Source organism: Enterobacter sp. WP_7_1 (assembly GCF_003688535.1).
GTDB lineage: Bacteria > Pseudomonadota > Gammaproteobacteria > Enterobacterales > Enterobacteriaceae > Enterobacter > Enterobacter asburiae.
The window spans coordinates 830,902-852,884 of the sequence record NZ_REFK01000001.1 but is presented as its reverse complement, the minus strand read 5'-3'; the positions used below and the strand labels follow the sequence as shown (position 1 = coordinate 852,884).

Sequence of the window (21,983 nt, the reverse complement as noted above, 5' to 3'; positions counted from 1 at the left end):
CCTCGCTTACATCGGCGATAAATTAAGGAAGAAGCGCTGCAGCCAACCCATATTTTGCGCTTCATTGATATAGCCGTTACCGACGTACTCAATGCGCGCATCCGCCACCTGGGTGGACGGAACGGTGTTGGTGCCGCTGATGGTGCGAGGGTTAACCACGCCCGAGAAGCGAATGAATTCAGTGCCCTGGTTGATGGCGATCTGTTTTTCACCCACAACGTGTAAGTTGCCGTTAACCAGGACCTGGTCAACCGTGACCGTCAGCGTACCGCTGAAGGTGTTGCTGGCGTTCGCGCCGCCTTTGCCGTTAAAGGTGTTGCCGCCGGACGCGTTCACATCAGCACGCGCGTTGCCGAACAGCCCTTCGAGATAGCGTGGCACGGTATCGAAGCCAAAATTGGTTTTGCCATCGCGGCTGGCGTTCGCCGACGAGCTCTTGCTCGCGCTGACGTTTTCCTGCAGCACAATGGTCAATGTATCGCCGACGTTACGCGGGCGGCGATCTTCAAACAGCGGCTGATAGCCGTAATTAATCGGCTGCGCGGTCTGGAAAATGGAGCCGTTTACCACTGGCGCTGGGCCAGGAACGGGTTGGGCAGTCGTCGCACCCTGGACCAATGGTTTAGACGGGATCAAAGCACACCCGCTGAGGGTGACAGCCAGAACAGTCAGTATCGGATAACGAAACGCCGCGTTTTTTTGCATTGCCTTCATCTTCGAAAACAGGGAGCCGGTGCGGCGTTTACCGCACCGGGCTACACCTTAGAGTTGCGTCAGTTTCTGCAGCATCTGGTCGGTCGTCGACACTGCTTTACTGTTAATTTCATACGCGCGCTGGACCTGGATCATATTCACCAGCTCTTCCGCCACGTTCACGTTGGACGTTTCAACATAGCCCTGGTACAGCAGGCCCGCACCGTTCAGGCCCGGGGTGCTCTCATTCGGCGTACCGGAGGATTGCGTTTCGGTGTAGAGGTTCTCACCAATGCTTTCCAGACCGGTATCGTTCATGAAGGTGGTCAGGTTAAGCTGCCCGACCTGAACCGGCGCGGCCTGTCCCTGCTGGGTTACGCTGACCACACCGTCACGTCCGATGGTGATGCTCAGGGCGTTCGCCGGGATGGTGATCGCAGGCTGAACCTGGAAACCGCCCGCCGTCACCAGCTGGCCGTTCTGATCGACCTGGAACGAACCGTCGCGGGTATAGGCAGAGGTCCCGTCAGGCAGCTGCACCTGGAAGAAGCCCTGGCCTTTGATTGCCACGTCTTTACTGTTGTTGGTCTGTGACAGGTTGCCCTGGCTGTGCAGACGCTCGGTAGCCACCGGGCGAACGCCGGTACCAATCTGCAGGCCCGACGGCAGCGTCGTCTGTTCAGAAGACTGCGCGCCCGGCTGACGGATGGTTTGATAAAGCAAATCTTCGAAAACGGCACGCTGACGCTTGAAACCATTGGTGCTCACGTTTGCCAGGTTGTTGGCAATCACGTCCATATTGGTTTGCTGGGCGTCCAGGCCTGTTTTCGCGATCCATAAAGAACTGATCATAAGGAGTCCTGTTAACTCATAGCCAGAAGTTGGTTAGCTTTGCCCGCGTTTTCATCCACGCTGCTGATGATCTTCATCTGCATTTCAAAACGACGGGCGCTGGCAATCATGTCGCTCATGGCGGCTACCGGCTTGACGTTGCTGCCTTCCAGAACGCCGGACATCACGCGGATGCTCGGATCGGCCTGTAACGTGGCACCACGCGTCGCCTGCGCCGCCTGGGTCAGACGGAACATGCCGTCATCGCCGCGCTGCACCTCTTTGCCTTCCGCCTTAACCAGCTTCAGACGTCCGACGGGTGCAACGGTGTTGGCCGGGTCGCCCGGGTTCAGCGCCGAAATGGTGCCGTCCGCGGCGATAGTCAGCTCAGAGCCTTCCGGCACGGTCAGCGGACCCGCTTCCCCCATCACCGGATGACCCTGAATCGTCAGCTGGCCCGTCGCGCTCACCTGGATATTGCCGTTACGGGTATAGCCTTCGCTGCCGTCGGCAGTTTGCACCGCCAGCCAGCCGTCCTGCTGCAGGGCAACGTCCAGCGGGCGCGAGGTGTAGTCCATCTGCCCTGGCGTCATATCTGCGCCAGGGGTTGATGCCGTCACCAGCGTACGGGTCGGCAGGGAGAGCCCTTCAACCGGCACCGCGCGCAGCGCATTAAGCTGCGCACGAAAGCCCGGCGTAGAGGCGTTTGCCAGGTTGCTGGCGGTAACGGCCTGCTGATTGAGCGTCTGACTTGCCGCGCCCATCGCGGTATATATTGCGTGATCCATTGCGCTTTCCTGTTAGCCGCTTAACGCAGGTTAACCAGCGTGTTGAGGATCTGGTCCTGGGTTTTGATGGTCTGCGCGTTCGACTGATAGTTACGCTGCGCGACGATCATGTTCACCAGTTCTTTACTCATATCCACGTTGGAGGCTTCCAGCGCGCCGTTGGTCAGCTTGCCGAAGTTACCGGTGCCTGCGGTACCCAGCAGCGCCACGCCGGAGGACTGGGAGGCAGACCAGACGTTGTCACCTTCCGATTTCAGGCCTTCGTTGTTGGCGAAGTTTGCCAGCACGATCTGACCCAGAACCTGAGACTGTTCGTTAGAGTAGCTTCCCACCACGGTGCCATCGTCGTTGATCTGGTAGCTCACCAGGTCGCCAGGCTTGTAGCCGTTCTGATTGGTTGCCACAACGCTGTTTGCACCGGTGTTCTGCTGCATGGAGTTCTGGAAACTCAGGGAGAAGGTCGCCGCCGTCGCACCGCTGACAGAACCCGTGGTGATGTTAATGGCCGGCGTGGCGTTTGGCGTTGCGCTCAGTACACCCGCAGCGTCGTAGTTATAAACACCCGCCAGGTTACCGTTCGCATCAAAGTTCATCTGCGCCGCTTTTGCCGCTGTAGAACCGGCAACGCTGCCGTCCTGAGTGTAAAGATCCCATTTGTTGTCGGCCGTCTTCACGTAGTAGACGTACATGTTATGGGCGTTACCCTGGCTATCGAATACGGTCACGGTACCTTTTTTGTTATAGGTATCCGGGTTGGTCGCATCGAATGGGGCAGTTTGAACAGGGTCGGTTGAGTTCAGGTTGATCTGCTGCGTCGCGGTGGTGGTTGATTTCGCCGCCATCAGGGTATTCGGGATAGTAATCGCCTGAGGGTTCGCACCGGTCTGAACGGTTGGAGGCGTTCCAGCTACCGGGTAGCCCGTCAGCTGCATGCCCTGCATGTTAACCAGCGTACGGTTTTCGTCCAGCTTGAACTGACCGTTACGGCTGTAGAACACAGAGCCGTTGGAATCGACCATACGGAAGAAACCGTTCTGGCTGATGGCAACGTCCAGACCACGACCGGTGTTGGTAGTGGTGCCGTCGGTAAAGTCCTGAGTGATGCCCGCAACTTTCACGCCCAGGCCGACTTTGGAACCGGCAAACATGTCTGCAAATGAAGCAGAACCGGATTTAAAACCATAGGTCGCGGAGTTGGCGATGTTGTTGCCAATGACGTCCAGGTTGGTGGCCGCAGCATTCAGGCCGCTGACCGCTTGAGAAAAGGCCATGACTTACTCCTGATAAGTGTTAAGGCTTAGATAATCTGCCGAACTTCGTCGAGTGTGGTGGAACCAGAGGTTCCCAAATCCAGTTTGTTGCCGTCGCTTCCTTTAATCACGCCCTGGACCAGCGCGAACTGCAGCGGCTGCGCCACCAGCTGGGTCGTCCCGTTGCTGGCGCTGATCGCTACTTTGTAAGAACCGTTTGGTGCTTTAGTGCCGTCGGTCAGGCTGCCATCCCACGTAAAGGTGTGAACGCCCGCCTTCAGCTCACCGATATCAATAGTGCGAACCACCACGTTATTGGCATCCATGATTGTTGCAGTGACCTTCTCAGCCGCCTGCTGGAGCTCAACGCCAAACGGCGTGGTGGTCGTTGTGGTGTTGCCTTCGGTGGTGCTGGTGCCCGCCAGAATCGTGGTGCCCGGGATCATTACCCCGTGGCCAATCAGGCTTGCCGCCTGCAAAGACTGGGCACTGTTAATCTGCCCGGAGACGGAGCCGAGGGTGGTGTTAAGTTTCTCAATGCCGCTCACGGTGCTGATCTGCGCAAGCTGCGTGGTCAGTTCGTTGTTCTGCATTGGGTTGGTGGGATCCTGGTTCTTAAGCTGCGCCACCAGCAGCGTCAGAAAGCTGCCCTGAAGATCGGAGGCATTGCTCCCGGTGAGGGAGTTAGAACCCGTCGTACTCTTCGTGTTATTAACACCCGAGTTCGTAGGATCATTCACATTTACGGCGATGGACATGCATGTCTCCTTTACTGGCCGAGAGTGAGCGTTTTGAGCATCATGCTCTTCACGGTATTAAGCACTTCGACGTTGGCCTGGTAGCTACGGGAAGCCGACATGGAGTTCACCATCTCACCTACCACATCCACGTTTGGCATTTTTACGTATCCGCTGGCATCCGCGAGCGGGTTACCCGGCTCATACACCAGCCTGTCCGGCGCCTGGCTCTCTACCACATCAGACACCTTCACGCCGCCCGTCGCCGCGCCCGGCGCAGCATCGACCTGAAAGACAACCTGTTTGGCACGATAAGGCTGGCCGTCTGGTCCGGTTACGCTGTCGGCGTTCGCCAGGTTACTGGCAGCCACGTTCAGGCGTTTGGACTGCGCGGTTAACGCCGAACCGGCAATATCAAAAATATTCAACAAGGCCATCTATCAGTTCCCCCCCTGCAGGACGTTCATCATGCCTTTGATTTGTCCGCCGAGTACGGTCAGGCCCGTCTGGTATTTCAGGCTGTTATCGGCAAACTGGGTACGCTCCCGGTCCATATCCACGGTGTTACCGTCGAGTGAGGGCTGATCGGGAATGCGGTAAAGTAAATCGGTCGCTGGTGCGGTCATCGCCTGAGCAGGAATATGGCGAGAGGATGTCATGGCAAGTGCAACACCCGTTCCTTCGGCACGTCCACGCTCCATCACCTTTTTGAGTTCACTGGAAAAATCAATATCGCGCGCCTGAAACCCTGGGGTATCGGCGTTAGCGATGTTGGCGGCTAAAATCTCCTGCCGCTGGGCGCGTAAATTGAGCGCTTCCTGCTGAAAACGTAACGCGGCGTCGAGTTTATCGAGCATGTCTCCTCCGCTGATGGCAAAATTTCAGTTCACAGCTTAAATCTCACCCGGTCTCCCCTATCGACGGAATAAGCGCAAAATGCGTCGCTATTTATTGCGTTGATGCAAAACCACTGCAGGTAGAATTCATTCAACTCTGGAAACGGTGGAACTTGCGATGCAAACGTTAAAACGTGCCCTGACGGCAACTTTCTTGCTGTTTAGCCCACTGGTGCAGGCTGAAGGCTTACAGGATCAGCTGACGGCTTTTTTTGCTGAAAAGCTGGCGGGCTTTAGCGATGAGGTTAACGTTACCGTGCGCACTCCACCGAATCTGTACCCGACCTGTAACCAACCGTCATTCAGCGTGACGGGAACCACCCGGCTGTGGGGAAATGTGAACGTGCTGGCACGCTGCGCGAACGAAAAACGCTATTTACAGGTTGCAGTTCAGGCGACGGGCAATTATGTTGTCGCCGCCGTGCCCATTGCGCGCGGCAGCGTGCTGCAGACGAACAGCGTGACGTTAAAGCGCGGCCGTCTGGATCAGCTGCCTCCACGCACCATGCTGGAAATGAACCAGGCACAGGACGCCGTCAGCCTGCGCGATGTCGCCCCCGGCCAGCCGATACAGCTCTCAATGCTGCGTCAGTCATGGCGGGTCAAAGCGGGTCAACAGGTGATGGTGGTGGCCAACGGAGATGGCTTTAGCATCAACAGTGAAGGGAAAGCGTTAAACAATGCCGCGGTGGCGCAAAACGCCCGCGTCAGAATGTCCTCAGGCCAGGTGGTGAGCGGAACCGTCGATTCTGATGGGAATATTCTGATTAACCTATAATCTTTTTAAAGATTTCGCGGCGCGTGCCGATAAATATTCCACTAATGATGATGTCAGGCGCAAACGCCGCGAACCCTCGATGAGGACAACACTATGAGCATTGATCGTACATCAGCCCTGAAGCCGGTAAGCGCTGTACAACCTCGCGAAACGAATGACGCTCCTGCGCAGAAAACGCGTCTGGAAAAACCGTCAACGTCCAACAGCACCAGCGTAACCCTGAGCGACGCGCAGGCAAAACTGATGCAGCCAGGCAGCAACGATATCAATATGGAACGTGTTGAAGCGCTGAAAACGGCTATTCGTAACGGTGAGCTGAAAATGGACACCAGCAAGATTGCTGACGCCCTGATTCAGGAAGCACAGAGTTTCTTACAGAGTAACTAACCGTATGAGTCGACTGTCAGAAATACTGGATCAAATGACGGTTGTTCTTAACGACCTGAAAACGGTAATGGACGCTGAACAGCAGCATCTCTCTTCCGGTCATATCAACGGCAGCGCGCTGCAGCGTATTACTGAAGATAAAAGTTCGCTACTGGCGACGCTGGATTATCTGGAGCAGCAGCGCCGCGCTGAGCAGGATCCTAAGCGCAGCGCCAATGACGATATTGTTGAGCGCTGGCAAACCATTACCGAAAAAACCCAGCACCTGCGCGACCTTAACCAGCACAACGGCTGGCTACTGGAAGGTCAGATTGAGCGTAATCAGCAGGCGCTTGAGGTATTGAAACCGCATAAAGAAACCGGACTGTACGGTGCGGATGGTCAAACAGCGACTGCGCGTATTGCGGGAGTTAAAAAGATTTCGATTTGACGCCTGGCGACAAATCATGCAGCGGGGAGCACCATAAGGTGAACTCCCCTTTTGGCGTTTATGCCGTACGGCGGGCAAACTCTTTCACTTTGAAGCCCAGCACCGCGAGCGTGGCAAAGTAAGCCACCACCCCGACGCCTACCACGGCCATCAGCCGCATCAGACGATAAGGCATGGTGCCCAGGGACCACTCCGGCATCACGTACATCATGCCGAGCAGCGCGGCTGACATCACCAGTACCGCAATAATCAGACGCACCAGGAAACTTCCCCAGCCCGGCTGCGGCGTAAAGATATCCTGCTTGCGCAGCTGCCAGTACAGCAGCCCGGCATTCAGACAGGCCGCCAGACCAATAGACAGCGACAGGCCGGCATGCTTCAGCGGACCAATAAACGCCAGGTTCATCAGCTGGGTCATAATCAGCGTCACGATGGCAATTTTCACCGGCGTTTTGATATCCTGACGCGAGTAGAACCCGGGCGCCAGCACCTTGACGACAATCAGCCCCATCAAGCCGACCGAGTAGGCAATCAGCGCGCGCTGGGTCATCGCGGCATCAAAGGCGGTGAATTTCCCGTACTGGAAGAGCGACACCGTTAGCGGTTTAGCCAGAATACCCAGCGCCACCGCGCTCGGCAGGGCCAGCAGGAAGCAGAGACGTAAACCCCAGTCCATCAGGCGGCAATACTCATCATGGTTGCCGCTGGCAAAGCTTTTCGACAGCGACGGCAGCAGGATGGTCCCCAGCGCCACGCCCAGCACCCCGGACGGGAACTCCATCAGACGGTCGGCGTAGTACATCCAGGAAACCGAGCCGGACACGAGGAAAGAGGCAAAGATGGTGTTGATGATAAGCGAGATCTGGCTGACGGAGACGCCGAGAATGGCGGGCCCCATCTGCTTGATCACGCGCATCGCCCCGGCATCTTTGAGATTGATGCGCGGCAGCACCAGCATGCCGATTTTTTTCAGATGCGGCAGCTGGTACGCCAGCTGCAGCACGCCGCCGACGGTAACCGCCCAGGCCAGCGCCAGCACCGGCGGGTTAAAGTGCGGCGCGGCGAACAGGGCAAAACCGATCATGCTGACGTTGAGAAACGTCGGCGCAAACGCCGGGACAGAGAAGCGGTTCCAGGTGTTCAGGATCGCCCCCACCAGCGAGGCCAGCGAGATGAGCAGAATATAGGGGAAAGTGATGCGCAGCAGCTGCGAGGTCAGCGCAAATTTGTCAGCCGTATCGGCAAAACCGGGCGCGGTCACCATAATCACCCACGGCGCGGCCAGCATCCCGAGTACGGTCACCACCGCCAAAGCCAGCGTCAGCAGCCCGGAGACATAAGAAACAAAGACGCGCGTCGCGTCTTCACCCTGCTTGCTTTTATATTCCGCCAGAATGGGCACGAATGCCTGGGAAAACGCCCCTTCAGCAAAAATACGACGCAGCAGGTTCGGCAATTTGAACGCGACGAAAAAGGCGTCCGTGGCCATCCCTGCACCAAATACCCTTGCCACAATGGCGTCGCGCGCAAAACCCAGCACGCGGGAAAACATGGTCATCGAGCTGACGGCCGCCAGCGATTTTAATAAGTTCATTAACGTGAATTTCCAGAACCATACGGATTTGTAGACCGGATTAGCGTAAGCGCCACCCGGCAAAGCCAACAAGCGGCGCTTAGTCTAACCGGATTTCAACGAATTACTATCCGCAGATGTTACAGCGAGTTATTCGCTCATGGCATCGCGCCAGAGCCTTTCCACAATGCGCTGCGCCAGAATGGCCTGCTCGCCGGACGTTTCAGGAACCGTCTGATTTTGCACGCAGGTGATAAAGTGGCGGGCGCATCCTGCGAAACCGCGCTGCTCGAGGGTGCTCTGCCAGCCTGGCGCCGGGAGCGTCACCACGCCGTTGCCCTTCTCTTCCCGCCACTCGCGCATGTCCGTAATGTCGTACAGCGCGCCCTCGGTCACCGCCTGCACGGATTCACGCTGGCTTCCCGCCCGACGGTGCATGCTGGTGGTAATCTGAAGATGCTCAACGGCGAAGTGGTGCTCCGCGTAGACCATCTGCCCCTCGTCATTCGTTAACAGGGTACCGCTCTTCAGCTGCGCATTACCGTTGCTCAGCCACAGCGCCGTATCCACAACGTGCAGATAATCATCCAGAAGGGTGAAGCGCAGATCGTTTGGCCCAATGCTGTCGGTGCGGTGCTTATCCATCCGCAGCGAGGCGAGCGTGCCCGACTGCGCCTTCAGCTGCTGATAAAGCGGCGCAAAGCGGCGGTTGAAGCCCACCATCAGCGTCAGTTTTTTGCGCGCGGCCAGCTCAATCAGCCGTTCGGCATCCTGAACATTTTCCGCCAGCGGCTTATCCACGCAGACGTGAACCCCCGCATTGAGCAGCTCGCTCACCACCTGATAGTGGGTTGCCGTTGAGGTATGCACAAAAACCGCATCACACTCGCGGGCCAGATCCAGCAGAGAGGCAGCATACGGAATGCGCCAGGTTTCGCAGATACGTTCTGCCTTTTCTCGGGTGGGCGACCATGCCCCTTGCAGGGTCCAGTCCGTCGCCGCACCTAAAACAGGCAGCCAGGCTTTTTGCGCGATACCGCCCAGCCCCACCACGCCTACGCGTAATTTTTTCACCGTCAGTCTCCCAAATGTGCCAGCAACGCATCCAGACGCTGTTTCAGCCCGGCGACCTCTTCTTCCAGCGCCTCTACGCGCGCGGCAAGAGTGTCATTGCTTGCTGAGGATCCCGCGTCGCTCTCCGCGGTAGCGGTAGCGACATCGACGTCGCCGCTGAACAGGTGCATATAGCGGCTTTCACGTTTGCCCGGCTCGCGCGCCAGACGCACCACGTATGGGCCGTCTTCGCGAGAAGCCAGCCCTTCCAGGGTCTGCTCAACTTCCTGCATATCGCTGAACTCATGCATACGGGAAGCGCGCGTGCGCAGCTCTCCCGGCGTCTGCGCCCCGCGCAGCAACAGCGTGGTGATGACCGCCACTTCCGCACTGCTCAGCTTCAGGTCGCCAAATTCGGAGTTACAGAAGCGCTGTTCGTATTTGGTCACGCGGTTGCCGAAGCCGCTGACGGTGCGCAGATAGTGGCGTTTAACCAACGCATCCAGCACGTCCTGAACCTCATGCTCGCTGAGGTTCATCACCGGCTCGCGGTTGGTCTTCTGGTTGCAGGCCATGGTTACGGCGTTGACGGAGAGCGGATACTGCTCCGGCGTGGTGACCTGTTTTTCGAGTAAGCACCCAATCACGCGCGCTTCTGTACCGTTTAGCTGATACTTCATCTTTTCTCCTTAACGACCTGCAGTCCAGTCCCGGGTGGTTAACGCCGTCAGAACGTGGTCGCGCCACTCTCCGTCTATCAGCAGATAGTCTTTGGCGTAACCCTCTTTCTCGAACCCTAAACGCGCCAGCAAATTGCCGCTGCGCTGATTATGCGGCATATAGTTCGCCATGATGCGATGGATATGCTGCGTGCGTTGCATATAGCGGATCGCCACCGTTAACGCCTCGTACATCAGCCCCTGCCCCTGCCATTTCTGGCCGATGGAGTAGCCGAGGTAGCAGGCGTGAAACGACCCGCGCACCACGTTTGAAAAATTGGCGATCCCGATAATCTCTTTTTCTTCAGGATCCAGCAGCGCGAAATAGAACGCGCTGCCCTGCTTGTGAAATTCCGTAATCATGCTGAGGCGCGCCTGCCAGCCGGAAGGGTAACAATGGCTCTCATCCCGAACGGGTTCCCAGGGTTTTAAAAACTGGCGATTCTCGGCGTAATAATCCGCCAGACGCCAGGCATCACGCTCATGCACCAGACGAACGACCAGCCTGTCCGTTGTCAGACGCACTTTTGGCACATTACTGCGATAGCCAAACATCGATACCACTCCTTCCCGTCACTTCTGCTTACCCATTAGCTTTACTATACCTGCGCCTGCGCCGTCTGTGAAAACAGTGACATACCATTTTGCCCTCTTTTCATTATTTTCGATGAGAACTCTCTATCAAAGCACCCTTTTGATAAAAAAATATTGTCACGCCCAGGGGTGGGAAAAAACGCGGCGACACCGCAGAATGTTAGCGTGCTCACCTTCTTATTTTCCCTGGAGGGAAAATGTCCCGCGTATCACAGGCCAGGAGCCTGGGTAAATATTTCCTGCTCGTCGATAACATGCTGGTCGTGCTCGGCTTTTTTGTCGTTTTTCCATTGATATCGATCCGCTTTGTCGATCAGATGGGCTGGGCGGCATTAATGGTTGGCATTGCCCTGGGGTTACGCCAGTTTGTCCAGCAGGGTCTGGGGGTCTTTGGCGGGGCCATTGCCGACCGCTTTGGCGCTAAACCGATGATCGTTACCGGTATGCTGCTGCGCGCGGCAGGCTTTGCCACGATGGCGATCGCCCAGGAGCCCTGGCTGCTCTGGTTCTCCTGTTTCCTCTCCGGTATCGGCGGCACGCTGTTCGATCCGCCGCGCACCGCGCTGGTGGTGAAGCTTATTCGCCCTCAGCACCGCGGCCGTTTCTTCTCGATTCTGATGATGCAGGACAGTGCCGGGGCGGTTATCGGCGCCCTGCTGGGAAGCTGGCTGCTGCAGTATGACTTCCGTCTGGTCTGCGCGGCGGGCGCGGTGCTCTTTATTCTGTGCGCGCTGTTTAATGGCCTGTTCCTGCCCGCCTGGAAACTGTCGACGGTCAAAGCGCCGGTCCGGGAAGGGCTTGGCCGCGTCCTGCGCGACAGGCGTTTTGTCACCTATGTGCTGACCCTGACGGGATACTACATGCTGGCTGTGCAGGTCATGCTGATGCTGCCGATCATGGTTAACGACATTGCTGGCACGCCAGCTGCCGTTAAATGGATGTACGCCATTGAAGCCGCACTTTCCCTGACGCTGCTCTATCCGATAGCTCGCTGGAGCGAGCGGCGTTTTCGTCTGGAGCATCGCCTGATGGCCGGGCTGTTCCTGATGACGCTGAGCATGATGCCGATCGGCCTGGTGAACTCTCTCCAGCAGCTGTTTACGCTGATTTGCACGTTCTATATTGGCTCCATCATCGCCGAGCCTGCCCGTGAAACGCTGAGCGCCTCGCTTGCGGATGCGCGTGCGCGCGGCAGCTATATGGGTTTCAGCCGGCTGGGGCTGGCGCTTGGCGGTGCATTAGGTTACGCCGGTGGCGGCTGGTTGTTTGATGCCGGCAAAGCGTTTAACCAGCCCGAACTCCCGTGGATGATGCTCGGCGCGGTGGGCTTTATGACGCTCCTTGCCCTGTGGTGGCAGTTCAGCCAGAAACGCAGCGCGAGCGGCATGCTCGAGCCTGGCGCGTAGCCTTTCCCTCGGGCGGGAGCCACTCCCGCCCCACTTCTCAGTTTTTTCTGCTGGTTTCTGCCAATTCACACTGACATACTGGCGTAACAGGACAGAAGCGCCGATTTTTCGTTGAGGAACACTATGAAGAAAATTGTCTTTGCCGCGGCATTAGTTGTCAGCGGCCCGCTGGTTGGCTGTAACCAGCTCACGCAATATACCGTCAGTGAACAGGAAATTAATCAGGCGCTGGAAAAACATAACAATTTCTCTAAAGATATTGGCGTGCCGGGACTGGCGGACGCGCATATCGTGCTCACGAACCTGACCAGCCAGATCGGTCGTGAAGAGCCAAACAAAGTTACCCTGGCCGGTGACGCGGCTCTCGATATGTCATCCCTCTTTGGCAATCAGAAGGCCAACATCAAGCTCAAGCTGAAGGCCCTGCCCGTTTTCAACAAAGAGAAAGGGGCAATTTTCCTGCAGGAGATGGAAGTCGTCGATGCGCAGGTGTCGCCGGACAAGATGGCACCGGTTCTGCAAACCCTGATGCCCTATCTCAACCAGTCGCTGCGAAATTACTTTAACCAGCAGCCCGCGTACGTCTTAAGCGAAGACAAAAGCAAGGGTGAAGCTCTGGCGAAAAAATATGCAAAAGGGATAGAGGTGAAACCGGGAGAAATTATCATTCCTTTCACCGATTAACCTGAAGGGCGCTGCGGCGCCCTTTTTTTTACGGAAAAGTGTGCAAACGAAAACGTTTCCGCTTATGATTTGTGTCCGGCAAAAACAGCCATCCTTATGACTGATTCCTGACAAGCCGGAGCTTCCATGACTGCACAACCCCAGGTTCTTAAAATCCGCCGCCCTGACGACTGGCATATCCATCTGCGTGATGGCGATATGCTGAAAACCGTCGTGCCTTATACCAGCGAAATTTATGGCCGCGCGATTGTCATGCCTAACCTGGTTCCACCAGTCACCACCGTCGATGCCGCGATGGCCTATCGCCAGCGCATCCTGGATGCCGTCCCTGCGGGACACGATTTTACCCCGCTGATGACCTGCTATCTGACCGACTCGCTGGATCCGAACGAAGTGGAGCGCGGGTTTAACGAAGGCGTATTTACGGCGGCGAAACTCTACCCGGCAAATGCAACCACCAACTCCAGCCACGGCGTCACCAGCATTGATGCCATCATGCCGGTTCTGGAACGCATGCAGAAACTGGGCATGCCGCTGCTGGTCCATGGTGAAGTCACGCATGCCGAGATTGACATCTTCGACCGTGAAGCCCGCTTTATCGAGACCGTGATGGAGCCTCTGCGCCAGCGCCTGCCCGCGCTTAAAGTGGTCTTTGAGCATATCACCACCAAAGACGCGGCAGAGTATGTGCGTGACGGCAACGATCTTATCGCCGCGACCATTACGCCACAGCACCTGATGTTTAACCGTAACCACATGCTGGTGGGCGGGGTGCGTCCTCACCTGTACTGTCTGCCTATTCTCAAGCGCAACATCCACCAGCAGGCGCTGCGCGAGCTGGTCGCCAGCGGGTTCTCCCGCGCGTTCCTCGGCACCGATTCCGCACCTCACGCCCGCCACCGCAAAGAGGCGAGCTGCGGCTGTGCAGGCTGCTTCAACGCCCCAACGGCACTGGCCAGCTACGCGACCGTCTTTGAAGAGATGAACGCGCTCGAACATTTTGAAGCGTTCTGCTCCCTTAACGGCCCGCGCTTCTACGGCCTGCCGGTCAACGACACCTCCATCGAACTGGAGCGTAAAGCGATCCACGTTGAGGAGTCCATTGCGCTGACGGATGACACGCTGATTCCATTCCTGGCGGGCGAAACCGTTAACTGGACGGTAAAACGTTAAAAAATCAATGCCCCTTGTTGTCAAACCGATAATATACCTGTATAAATAAACAGTATATTACACAGGGGGCATTTATGCGTATTGAAGTCACCATAGCCAAAACTACTGTTCTGCCTGCCGGCGCGCTTGATGCACTGGCAGGCGAATTATCCCGCCGTATTAACAACACCTTTCCCGATAACGCGGGTGCCGTAACGGTGCGTTACGCCGCGGCGAACAACCTCTCCGTCATTGGTGCTGCGAAAGAAGATAAAGATCGCATCAGCGAAATCCTGCAGGAAACGTGGGAAAGCGCAGACGACTGGTTTATCACAGATTAACACTGCTCCCTCATTGTGTTTTTTTGCCGGGTCGCCCCGGCTTTTTTTTCGTCTAAAAATCCTGCAAGTTCAAATTAATTCGGCATCTTCTTTAAAAATCGTGAACGAGATGGTGTTTTATTGTTCGAACAATCCTAAAAAGCAGAAAAATGTGTTGCCACCTGTTTATTTTTCCCGTTGGAACCCTTATTACTTGGTATACTGAAGATGCTTTCAGAAAAACATGCATTGAACCTCAGAGCCGTTGTCTTCTAACACGCATTAAGGGGGTTATAATGGAAAAGAATAGTGAAGTGATCCAGACCCATCCACTTGTTGGCTGGGATATCAGTACCGTAGATAGCTACGATGCGCTGATGCTGCGTTTGCACTACCAGACCCCGAATCAACTCAACCGTGAAGAAGCGGAAGTTGGACAGACGCTGTGGCTAACAACAGACGTCGCCCGTCAGTTTATTTCTATTTTAGAGGCAGGTATTGCAAAAATAGAATCTGGCGACTATCAGGAAAATGAGTATAAACGGCACTAAGCTTATGCCCACTTTTCTCTCTACAGGCACCCTCGCGGTGCCTTATTTATTTCTCCCTTGTCTAACCCCGCGTTGTTAATTACTCTGCTAACAAAACATCAGTTTACGAGATGCATATGAGATACGACTTAATCATTATTGGTAGCGGCTCCGTGGGTTCCGCCGCCGGTTATTACGCAACACAGGCAGGTCTGAAGGTCCTGATGATCGATGCCCACCTTCCTCCTCATTCGGAGGGCAGCCATCACGGCGATACCCGCCTCATGCGCCATGCGTATGGAGAAGGCGAGCGCTATGTACCGCTGGTGCTTCGCGCCCAGACGCTGTGGGATGAACTGGCGACACAGACCGAAGAGCGTATTTTCGAGCGTACCGGCGTCATCAACCTTGGCCCCGCTCATTCTGATTTTCTCGCCAGCGTCGAACGCAGTGCAAAAGCCTTTAATCTTGATGTCGAGAAGCTGGACGCGACGGGCATTACCGCGCGCTGGCCTGAAATTACCGTCCCGGACGATTACATCGGCCTCTTTGAAGCCCACTCCGGCGTGCTGCATTGTGAAGCGGCGATCAAAACCTGGATCGATCTTGCCGCGAAAGCCGGCTGTGCGCAGCTGTTTAACTGTCCGGTGGAGGCCATCACCCATGACGAGAATGGCGTCACGGTAACGACTCTTGACGGCGACTATTCAGCGTCCCGCCTGCTCGTCAGCGCAGGAACCTGGGTCACTCGCCTGCTGCCGGAACTGCCGATCCAGCCGGTGCGCAAGGTCTTCTCCTGGTTCCAGTCGGATGGTCGCTACAGCGCACAGAATAAATTCCCGGCCTTCACCGGCGAATTGCCGAATGGCGATCAGTTCTACGGTTTCCCTTCCGAGAAAGACGCGCTGAAAATCGGTAAACACAACGGTGGCCAGGCGATCGCCTCCCCTGAAGAGCGTAAGCCTTTTGGCGCCTTCCCACAGGATGGTTCGGAAGCCTTCTCGTTCCTGCGTACGATTCTTCCGGGCGTCGGTGGCTTGCTGTATGGCGCGGCCTGTACCTACGACAACACGCCGGATGAAGACTTCATCATTGATACGCTGCCCGGGCATGACAACACTCTGCTTATCACCGGGCTGAGCGGCCACGGCTTTAAGTTCGCTTCCGTGCTGGGTGAAATCGCCGCGCAGTTTGCCCAGGGCATCACGCCGCAGTTTGATCTGACGCCCTTCTCGCTCTCGCGTTTTAACGGATAATCCGCACGGGCTCCGGACGTTCCGGGGCCCGTTTCATTCACACTGCATTACGGGGCGTTATGCGCAGGATCGTTAGCTTTCTGATGAATAATATTCGCGAGCACTTCATGCTCTATATCTTATTGTGGGCGCTGCTGGCTATTATTGATTTTGTTTACATTGTATTTTATTGAAAACCCTGACTGACAATAATTGACATTTATTTAGCTTTATTGAAACTCTCTATTTTACTTGCACGAAGACATTGAATTACTCTTATCGATCCTGTTCAAAAGCGCTGAAATAAATAAAATAAAAATCAATAGACAATTATTTCAGTTGCAATGTCACATCTTCCCGTTCATTTTTACCCTTCGGTTAATATGAAAATGGACATTCTGATGCAACTGCGTAACACCTCCCGGCGCTACGGAATAATATCCATAGGTTTGCACTGGATATTTGCTGTTGCCGTCTACGGTATGTTTGGACTTGGACTCTGGATGGTCACGCTCAGCTATTACGACGGCTGGTATCATCAGGCACCGGAGTTACATAAAAGCATTGGCGTCCTCCTGATGCTGGGGCTGGTTTTTCGCGTGGTCTGGCGACATATTTCCCCGCCGCCCGCCGCGCCGAAGACCCACGGCAAAATGACCCGCCTGGGTGCAGTTGCCGCGCACATCGCGCTCTATGCCCTGCTCTTCGCCATTCTGATTAGCGGCTACCTTATCTCAACGGCGGACGGTAAGCCGATTAGCGTCTTTGGCCTTTTTGACGTCCCGGCAACGCTCAGCGATGCGGGCGCTCAGGCTGACACCGCCGGGGTCGTTCACCTCTGGCTTGCGTGGAGCGTCGTGATCCTGTCCGTGCTGCACGGGCTTGCCGCCCTCAAACACCATTTTATTGATAAAGACGATACGCTAAAGCGCATGCTTGGCCGCTCGTCAGTTGACTCTGGAGCATAAAATGAAAAAACACCTGCTGGGTATCGCCCTGGGATCTCTGTTATTCACCGCCGGTTCCGCCGTGGCGGCTGATTATAAAATTGATAAAGAGGGCCAGCACGCTTTCGTCAATTTCCGTATTCAGCACCTGGGATACAGCTGGCTGTACGGTACCTTTAAGGATTTTGACGGGACATTCACCTTTGACGAGAAAAATCCTGCCGCCGACAAGGTCAACGTGACCATTAATACGAACAGCGTGGATACCAATCATGCTGAACGTGATAAACATCTGCGCAGCGGAGAATTCCTCAATGTCGGGAAATACCCACAGGCTACCTTCACCTCTACGGAAGTGAAAAAAGAGGGTGATAAGCTGAATATTACCGGCAACCTGACGCTTAACGGCGTAACAAAACCGGTCACGCTTGATGCTAAATTACTGGGTCAGGGTGACGATCCGTGGGGCGGTAAACGCGCAGGTTTTGAAGCGGCGGGTAAAATTCACCTGAAAGATTTTAATATCACAACGGATTTAGGCCCGGCGTCTCAGGACGTTGAGCTGATTATTTCCGTTGAAGGTGTACAGCAGAAATCATAATAGATTCGCCCGGCAGGCTTTCGCCGTGCCGGGCGTTATTATCATTCCGGGTCAGGGATACCCAGTTTGGTATTCAGACGGCCGCGTGATTTATTGAAAATCTTGTTGCCGTTTTCACGTCCTGCGCGACGGCGACGCTGCTCTTCTTCCGGCAGGATGCTCTCTTCGCTGCACAGTTCGCTACAGCAACCGTTAAACTTCTCGGCACAGGCCGGGCACTGAATGAACAGCAGATGACACCCGTCGTTTTTGCAGTTGGTGTGGGTATCGCACGGTGCGCCGCACTGGTGGCACTGGGCAATAACGTCTTCCGAGATACGCTCACCCATACGCTCGTCAAAGACAAAGTTTTTCCCGATAAAGCGCACCGGTAAACCCTGCTCGCGGGCACGGCGGGCGTACTCGATAATGCCGCCTTCAATATGCCAGACCTTATTAAAGCCGTTGTGTTTCATCCACGCGCTGGCTTTCTCACAGCGGATACCGCCGGTGCAGTACATAACGATCTTTTTATCTTTATGTTCCTGCATCATCTCAACCGCTTTGGGCAGCTGCTCGCGGAAGGTATCGGCCGGGATTTCCATCGCGTTCTCGAAATGCCCCACTTCGTATTCATAGTGGTTACGCATATCAATGAACACGGCATCCGGATCGTCCAGCATCGCATTCACTTCCGCAGCCTTCAGATATTCACCGACATCCGCCGCGTTAAACGCAGGATCGTCGATACCGTCCGCCACGATGCGTTCACGCACCTTCATGCGCAGCACCCAGAAGGATTTCCCGTCATCGTCCAGGGCAATGTTCAGGCGCAAGCCGTCGAGGGCCGGATCGAAGTGATAAAGAGCGTCGCGGAAGGCGCTGACTTTGCTTTCCGGTACGCTAATTTGCGCGTTGATACCTTCACGGGCAAGGTAGACGCGGCCGAAGACGTTCAGGGCCGTGAACGCCTGATAAAGCGCATCGCGGGTCGCCTGCGGATCGTCGATCGTGAAGTATTTATAGAAAGAGATAGTTGTGCGCGGTTCGGTTTCAGCCAACATGCGCGCTTTCAACATCTCATTCGACACGCGGTTGTGTAACACTGGCATGGTGTACAGTCCTGGAATCGTTAGAGAGAATTAAAAATCGGTCGGCATCATATAGCAAACAAAACCAATTTACATCCCCACAATTTACGCTACATTTCACACACCCTGATTAATCAGGCTTAACAATTGCTGTATTCGTGCACGCTTCGAAAGCAGATATTTTGGCTATGTCTCAAAAAATGAGACACTAGCAAAACAGGACGTTTGAAAACAGGAAAGACATGACCCAGTTACCAAAATTTACTGCCGCCCTTTTGCATCCCCGTTATTGGTTGACCTGGCTTGGCATCGGCTTTTTATGGCTTCTGGTACAGCTTCCCTACCCTGTTATTTTTCGGTTGGGTAAATTTCTGGGCCGTTTCGCGCAACTGTTTATGAAGCGTCGCGCCAGAATCGCGTACCGCAATCTTGAGCTGTGTTTTCCGCAAATGAGCGAGCCAGAGCGTCACGATATGGTCGCGAAGAATTTCGAATCCGTCGGGATGGGGCTTATGGAGACCGGCATGGCGTGGTTCTGGCCGGACAAACGCATGGCCCGCTGGAGCGAGGTGACGGGAACCGGCATGGAGCCGGTGCATACGCTTCAGGCCAACCAGACGGGCGTTTTGCTGATCGGCGTCCATTTCCTGACGCTGGAAATCGGGGCGCGCATGTTCGGCATGCAGGCGCCTGGCATTGGCGTTTATCGTCCTAACGATAATCCGGTCATCGATTTAATCCAGACCAACGGCCGCATGCGCTCCAACAAAAGCATGATCGACCGTAAGGATCTGAAGGGGATGATCCGCGCGCTGAAGTCCGGCGAAGTGGTCTGGTATGCCCCCGACCACGACTATGGCCCACAGGCCAGCGTATTTGTCCCCTTCTTCGCCGTTGAAGAGGCCGCAACAACGACCGGTACCTGGATGCTGGCGCGCATGTCCAAAGCCGCCATCGTGCCTTTTGTTCCCCGCCGTAAGCCGGATGGTTCAGGCTATGAACTGATGATGCTGGAGCCGGAACTCGCGCCGCCGCTCGACGATGCGGAAACCACCGCGCGCTGGATGAACAGCGTTGTGGAGAAGTGCATCATGCTGGCGCCCGAGCAGTATATGTGGCTGCACCGCCGTTTTAAAACGCGTCCACAAGGCACGCCGTCCCGCTATTAATCCTCATGCGGTCCTCAGGGCCGCATGCCGTTTTAGCTTTAAAAGCTCCTCCTCATTGCGGCAATCATAACCCAGGCGCATAATTAGCAGGCTTATTACTTTATGCTTCAGGTGCTCTGCACCTCATTATGCGGATAGTTATGTCACCCTCAGATGCCCCCATAAACTGGAAACGTAACCTCACGGTTGCGTGGCTTGGCTGTTTTCTTACCGGCGCGGCCTTTAGCCTGGTTATGCCCTTCCTGCCGCTCTACGTCGAACAGCTTGGCGTGACGGGCCACAGCGCGCTCAATATGTGGTCCGGTCTGGTATTCAGCATCACGTTTCTCTTTTCCGCGATGGCCTCACCGTTCTGGGGCGGCCTTGCCGACCGCAAGGGACGTAAAATCATGCTGCTTCGCTCGGCGCTGGGGATGGCCATTATCATGGCGCTGATGGGCGTGGCGCAGAACGTCTGGCAGTTTCTAGTCCTGCGCGCGCTGCTGGGCCTGCTGGGGGGATTTATTCCCAACGCGAATGCCCTGATTGCCACGCAAATTCCTCGCCATAAAAGCGGCTGGGCGCTGGGCACGCTCTCAACCGGCGGCGTGAGCGGTGCCCTGCTGGGACCGCTGGCCGGTGGACTCCTGGCCGATAACTATGGCCTGCGGCCAGTTTTCTTTATCACCGCCAGCGTGTTGTTCCTTTGCTTTATCGTCACCCTGCTCTGTATTCGTGAAAACTTCACGCCTGTCGCCAAAAAAGAGATGCTCCACGCCAGGGAAGTGCTGACCTCGCTTAAAAATCCCAGACTGGTGCTGAGCCTGTTCGTGACGACAATGATTATCCAGGTGGCTACCGGGTCGATTGCCCCTATTCTGACGCTGTACGTTCGCGACCTGGCGGGTAACGTCAGCAATATTGCGTTCATCAGCGGGCTGATTGCCTCCGTACCCGGCGTGGCGGCGCTGCTGAGCGCCCCGAGGCTCGGAAAACTGGGGGACCGGGTGGGTCCCGAGAAAATCCTGATCTGCGCGCTGGTGATTTCCGTCCTGCTGCTTATCCCGATGTCGATGGTGCAAACGCCATGGCAGCTGGGCGTCCTGCGCTTTTTGCTGGGAGCCGCCGACGGCGCATTGCTGCCCGCCGTACAGACCCTGCTGGTCTACAACTCCACGAACCAGATCGCCGGGCGTATTTTCAGCTACAACCAGTCATTCCGCGATATCGGTAACGTCACCGGACCGCTGCTCGGAGCCGGGATCTCAGCCAGCTTCGGTTTTCGCGCCGTCTTTATCGTGACGGCGGGCGTCGTATTGTTCAATGCCATTTATTCATGGTTCAGTTTATCCCGCGCGCTGCGGCCCGTGACGGAATAAGACGAACGCCTGATAGCTTATTTTCGCATTCATACTTGCAGAATCTTATATTCAGCTATTCTTTCCCTGAAACCTTCTGGAAAACAGGGAGACACCAATGACCATGTACGCCACGCTGGAAGAAGCTATTGATGCCGCTCGTGAAGAGTTCCTCGCCGACAATCCCGGCGTTGAAGAAGAAGATGCTGACGTGCAACAGCTTAATATCCAAAAATACGTTCTGCAGGATGGGGATATTATGTGGCAGGCCGAATTCTTTGCCGATGAAGGTGAAGAAGGAGAATGTTTACCGATATTAAGCGGTGAAGGTGCGCAGGCCGTCTTTGATGGCGACTATGACGAAATCGAACTTCGGCAGGAATGGCTGGAAGAGAACACCCTGCACGAGTGGGATGAGGGTGAGTTTCAGCTCGAGCCGCCGCTGGATACGGAAGAAGGTCAAACCGCTGCCGATGAGTGGGACGAGCGTTAATTTACGCTATTCGTAAGGGCCGTGGCTGGCATCGATCGGCAGCAACAGCGTGTCGAAAATCAGCGAGAACGGCAGATCGAGCACGGTCAGGTAGCGCCATGTGGAATCACGAAGATCCCATTTCACGCCCGGGTAATACTGATTTCCGTGGCCTTGCCCTGGAATGGTGCGACTGATGATACTGCCGCAGCCGCTGAGCAGGCATGCCATCATAACGACGATGATTATTCTCATCTTTAACCTCTAAAAAAATACCGGCGATTAAGCCGGTATTTTATCTGGCGGGTGGCGATTCGCTTACCCGCCTCTT

The 21,983-nt window shown here is 55.6% G+C and carries 28 protein-coding genes; 15 read left to right on the top strand and 13 right to left on the bottom strand.

Features of this window, described 5'->3' with window-relative positions; genetic code table 11:
• Positions 1-6: 6 nt before the first annotated feature.
• Genes flgH through flgB form a run of 7 tightly spaced genes read right to left on the bottom strand, consistent with a single transcriptional unit; the run spans position 7 to position 5,156 of the window.
• A complete protein-coding gene (gene flgH / locus BJ885_RS04225; protein WP_024909015.1) occupies positions 7-705 on the bottom strand; it encodes a flagellar basal body L-ring protein FlgH in 699 nt (232 codons plus the stop codon).
• A gap of 57 nt (positions 706-762) precedes the next feature.
• Positions 763-1,545 carry a flagellar basal-body rod protein FlgG gene (flgG, locus tag BJ885_RS04220; protein WP_008500810.1) on the bottom strand — a complete coding sequence of 261 codons (783 nt, stop codon included), beginning with the start codon at positions 1,543-1,545 and terminating at the stop codon, positions 763-765.
• 11 nt (positions 1,546-1,556) lie between these two features.
• On the bottom strand, positions 1,557-2,312 hold the full coding sequence (locus tag BJ885_RS04215) for a flagellar basal body rod protein FlgF (RefSeq protein WP_023311138.1): 756 nt from the start codon (positions 2,310-2,312) through the stop codon (positions 1,557-1,559).
• A gap of 20 nt (positions 2,313-2,332) precedes the next feature.
• Complete coding sequence (gene flgE / locus BJ885_RS04210; protein ID WP_029740348.1) at positions 2,333-3,583, bottom strand: flagellar hook protein FlgE; 1,251 nt, start codon at positions 3,581-3,583, stop codon at positions 2,333-2,335.
• A gap of 26 nt (positions 3,584-3,609) precedes the next feature.
• Positions 3,610-4,320, bottom strand: coding sequence for a flagellar hook assembly protein FlgD (gene flgD, locus BJ885_RS04205; RefSeq protein WP_029740349.1), 711 nt, complete (start codon positions 4,318-4,320; stop codon positions 3,610-3,612).
• Between the two features lie 11 nt (positions 4,321-4,331).
• On the bottom strand, positions 4,332-4,736 hold the full coding sequence (gene flgC / locus BJ885_RS04200) for a flagellar basal body rod protein FlgC (RefSeq protein ID WP_008500814.1): 405 nt from the start codon (positions 4,734-4,736) through the stop codon (positions 4,332-4,334).
• A gap of 3 nt (positions 4,737-4,739) precedes the next feature.
• Positions 4,740-5,156 (bottom strand): flagellar basal body rod protein FlgB, encoded by a 417-nt coding sequence (flgB, locus tag BJ885_RS04195; RefSeq protein WP_023311135.1) that lies wholly within the window; start codon positions 5,154-5,156, stop codon positions 4,740-4,742.
• A 157-nt stretch (positions 5,157-5,313) separates the two neighbouring features.
• Here flgB and flgA point away from each other — a divergent pair, with 157 nt between their 5' ends.
• The 3 genes from flgA (at position 5,314) to flgN (ending at position 6,790) form a co-directional block, all read left to right on the top strand.
• The gene (gene flgA / locus BJ885_RS04185) at positions 5,314-5,973 is read left to right on the top strand and encodes a flagellar basal body P-ring formation chaperone FlgA (protein WP_121931251.1); all 660 of its coding nucleotides are present in this window, start codon (positions 5,314-5,316) and stop codon (positions 5,971-5,973) included.
• Positions 5,974-6,066: 93 nt separating this feature from the next.
• Positions 6,067-6,360, top strand: a complete 294-nt coding sequence (gene flgM / locus BJ885_RS04180; protein WP_023311133.1) for a flagellar biosynthesis anti-sigma factor FlgM — start codon at positions 6,067-6,069, stop codon at positions 6,358-6,360.
• Positions 6,361-6,364: 4 nt separating this feature from the next.
• On the top strand, positions 6,365-6,790 hold the full coding sequence (gene flgN, locus BJ885_RS04175) for a flagella biosynthesis chaperone FlgN (RefSeq protein ID WP_025755834.1): 426 nt from the start codon (positions 6,365-6,367) through the stop codon (positions 6,788-6,790).
• A gap of 58 nt (positions 6,791-6,848) precedes the next feature.
• Here flgN and murJ read toward each other — a convergent pair whose 3' ends face one another.
• The 4 genes from murJ to rimJ form a co-directional block, all read right to left on the bottom strand.
• Positions 6,849-8,384, bottom strand: a complete 1,536-nt coding sequence (murJ, locus tag BJ885_RS04170; RefSeq protein WP_059346480.1) for a murein biosynthesis integral membrane protein MurJ — start codon at positions 8,382-8,384, stop codon at positions 6,849-6,851.
• 129 nt (positions 8,385-8,513) lie between these two features.
• Positions 8,514-9,437 carry a Gfo/Idh/MocA family protein gene (locus BJ885_RS04165; protein WP_121931250.1) on the bottom strand — a complete coding sequence of 308 codons (924 nt, stop codon included), beginning with the start codon at positions 9,435-9,437 and terminating at the stop codon, positions 8,514-8,516.
• Between the two features lie 2 nt (positions 9,438-9,439).
• Positions 9,440-10,096 (bottom strand): YceH family protein, encoded by a 657-nt coding sequence (locus BJ885_RS04160; protein WP_059346478.1) that lies wholly within the window; start codon positions 10,094-10,096, stop codon positions 9,440-9,442.
• A 9-nt stretch (positions 10,097-10,105) separates the two neighbouring features.
• Complete coding sequence (gene rimJ / locus BJ885_RS04155) at positions 10,106-10,690, bottom strand: ribosomal protein S5-alanine N-acetyltransferase (RefSeq protein WP_008500822.1); 585 nt, start codon at positions 10,688-10,690, stop codon at positions 10,106-10,108.
• Between the two features lie 236 nt (positions 10,691-10,926).
• On the opposite strand from rimJ, the gene mdtH reads away from it, so the two are divergent.
• From mdtH to BJ885_RS04105, 9 genes are all read left to right on the top strand, one after another.
• Positions 10,927-12,135, top strand: a complete 1,209-nt coding sequence (gene mdtH / locus BJ885_RS04150) for a multidrug efflux MFS transporter MdtH (RefSeq protein WP_029740354.1) — start codon at positions 10,927-10,929, stop codon at positions 12,133-12,135.
• 123 nt (positions 12,136-12,258) lie between these two features.
• Positions 12,259-12,819: a lipoprotein gene (locus BJ885_RS04145; RefSeq protein ID WP_121931249.1), complete on the top strand. Its 561-nt coding sequence runs from the start codon at positions 12,259-12,261 to the stop codon at positions 12,817-12,819.
• Positions 12,820-12,945: 126 nt separating this feature from the next.
• Positions 12,946-13,992: a dihydroorotase gene (gene pyrC, locus BJ885_RS04135; RefSeq protein ID WP_121931247.1), complete on the top strand. Its 1,047-nt coding sequence runs from the start codon at positions 12,946-12,948 to the stop codon at positions 13,990-13,992.
• A 74-nt stretch (positions 13,993-14,066) separates the two neighbouring features.
• Entirely contained in the window at positions 14,067-14,312 is a 246-nt protein-coding gene (gene dinI / locus BJ885_RS04130) for a DNA damage-inducible protein I (RefSeq protein ID WP_008500826.1), read from the top strand.
• Between the two features lie 275 nt (positions 14,313-14,587).
• On the top strand, positions 14,588-14,842 hold the full coding sequence (gene bssS / locus BJ885_RS04125; RefSeq protein ID WP_008500827.1) for a biofilm formation regulator BssS: 255 nt from the start codon (positions 14,588-14,590) through the stop codon (positions 14,840-14,842).
• Positions 14,843-14,958: 116 nt separating this feature from the next.
• Positions 14,959-16,077 carry an N-methyl-L-tryptophan oxidase gene (gene solA, locus BJ885_RS04120; RefSeq protein ID WP_121931246.1) on the top strand — a complete coding sequence of 373 codons (1,119 nt, stop codon included), beginning with the start codon at positions 14,959-14,961 and terminating at the stop codon, positions 16,075-16,077.
• 59 nt (positions 16,078-16,136) lie between these two features.
• Positions 16,137-16,250, top strand: coding sequence for a YceO family protein (locus BJ885_RS04115; protein WP_032638658.1), 114 nt, complete (start codon positions 16,137-16,139; stop codon positions 16,248-16,250).
• A 207-nt stretch (positions 16,251-16,457) separates the two neighbouring features.
• Positions 16,458-17,024, top strand: coding sequence for a cytochrome b (locus BJ885_RS04110; RefSeq protein WP_121931783.1), 567 nt, complete (start codon positions 16,458-16,460; stop codon positions 17,022-17,024).
• 1 nt (position 17,025) lies between these two features.
• A complete protein-coding gene (locus BJ885_RS04105; protein WP_033145193.1) occupies positions 17,026-17,604 on the top strand; it encodes a YceI family protein in 579 nt (192 codons plus the stop codon).
• Between the two features lie 41 nt (positions 17,605-17,645).
• On the opposite strand, the gene BJ885_RS04100 is transcribed toward BJ885_RS04105, so the two are convergent.
• Positions 17,646-18,695: a rhodanese-related sulfurtransferase gene (locus BJ885_RS04100; protein ID WP_121931245.1), complete on the bottom strand. Its 1,050-nt coding sequence runs from the start codon at positions 18,693-18,695 to the stop codon at positions 17,646-17,648.
• 221 nt (positions 18,696-18,916) lie between these two features.
• Here BJ885_RS04100 and BJ885_RS04095 point away from each other — a divergent pair, with 221 nt between their 5' ends.
• The 3 genes from BJ885_RS04095 (at position 18,917) to BJ885_RS04085 (ending at position 21,673) form a co-directional block, all read left to right on the top strand.
• Positions 18,917-19,843 (top strand): Kdo(2)-lipid IV(A) acyltransferase, encoded by a 927-nt coding sequence (locus tag BJ885_RS04095; protein WP_023311120.1) that lies wholly within the window; start codon positions 18,917-18,919, stop codon positions 19,841-19,843.
• Between the two features lie 140 nt (positions 19,844-19,983).
• Positions 19,984-21,201, top strand: coding sequence for a multidrug efflux MFS transporter MdtG (gene mdtG / locus BJ885_RS04090; protein WP_121931244.1), 1,218 nt, complete (start codon positions 19,984-19,986; stop codon positions 21,199-21,201).
• 97 nt (positions 21,202-21,298) lie between these two features.
• Positions 21,299-21,673, top strand: coding sequence for a MysB family protein (locus tag BJ885_RS04085; RefSeq protein ID WP_023311118.1), 375 nt, complete (start codon positions 21,299-21,301; stop codon positions 21,671-21,673).
• Between the two features lie 6 nt (positions 21,674-21,679).
• Here BJ885_RS04085 and BJ885_RS04080 read toward each other — a convergent pair whose 3' ends face one another.
• Entirely contained in the window at positions 21,680-21,907 is a 228-nt protein-coding gene (locus BJ885_RS04080) for a YceK/YidQ family lipoprotein (RefSeq protein WP_029740363.1), read from the bottom strand.
• Positions 21,908-21,983: the final 76 nt, after the last annotated feature.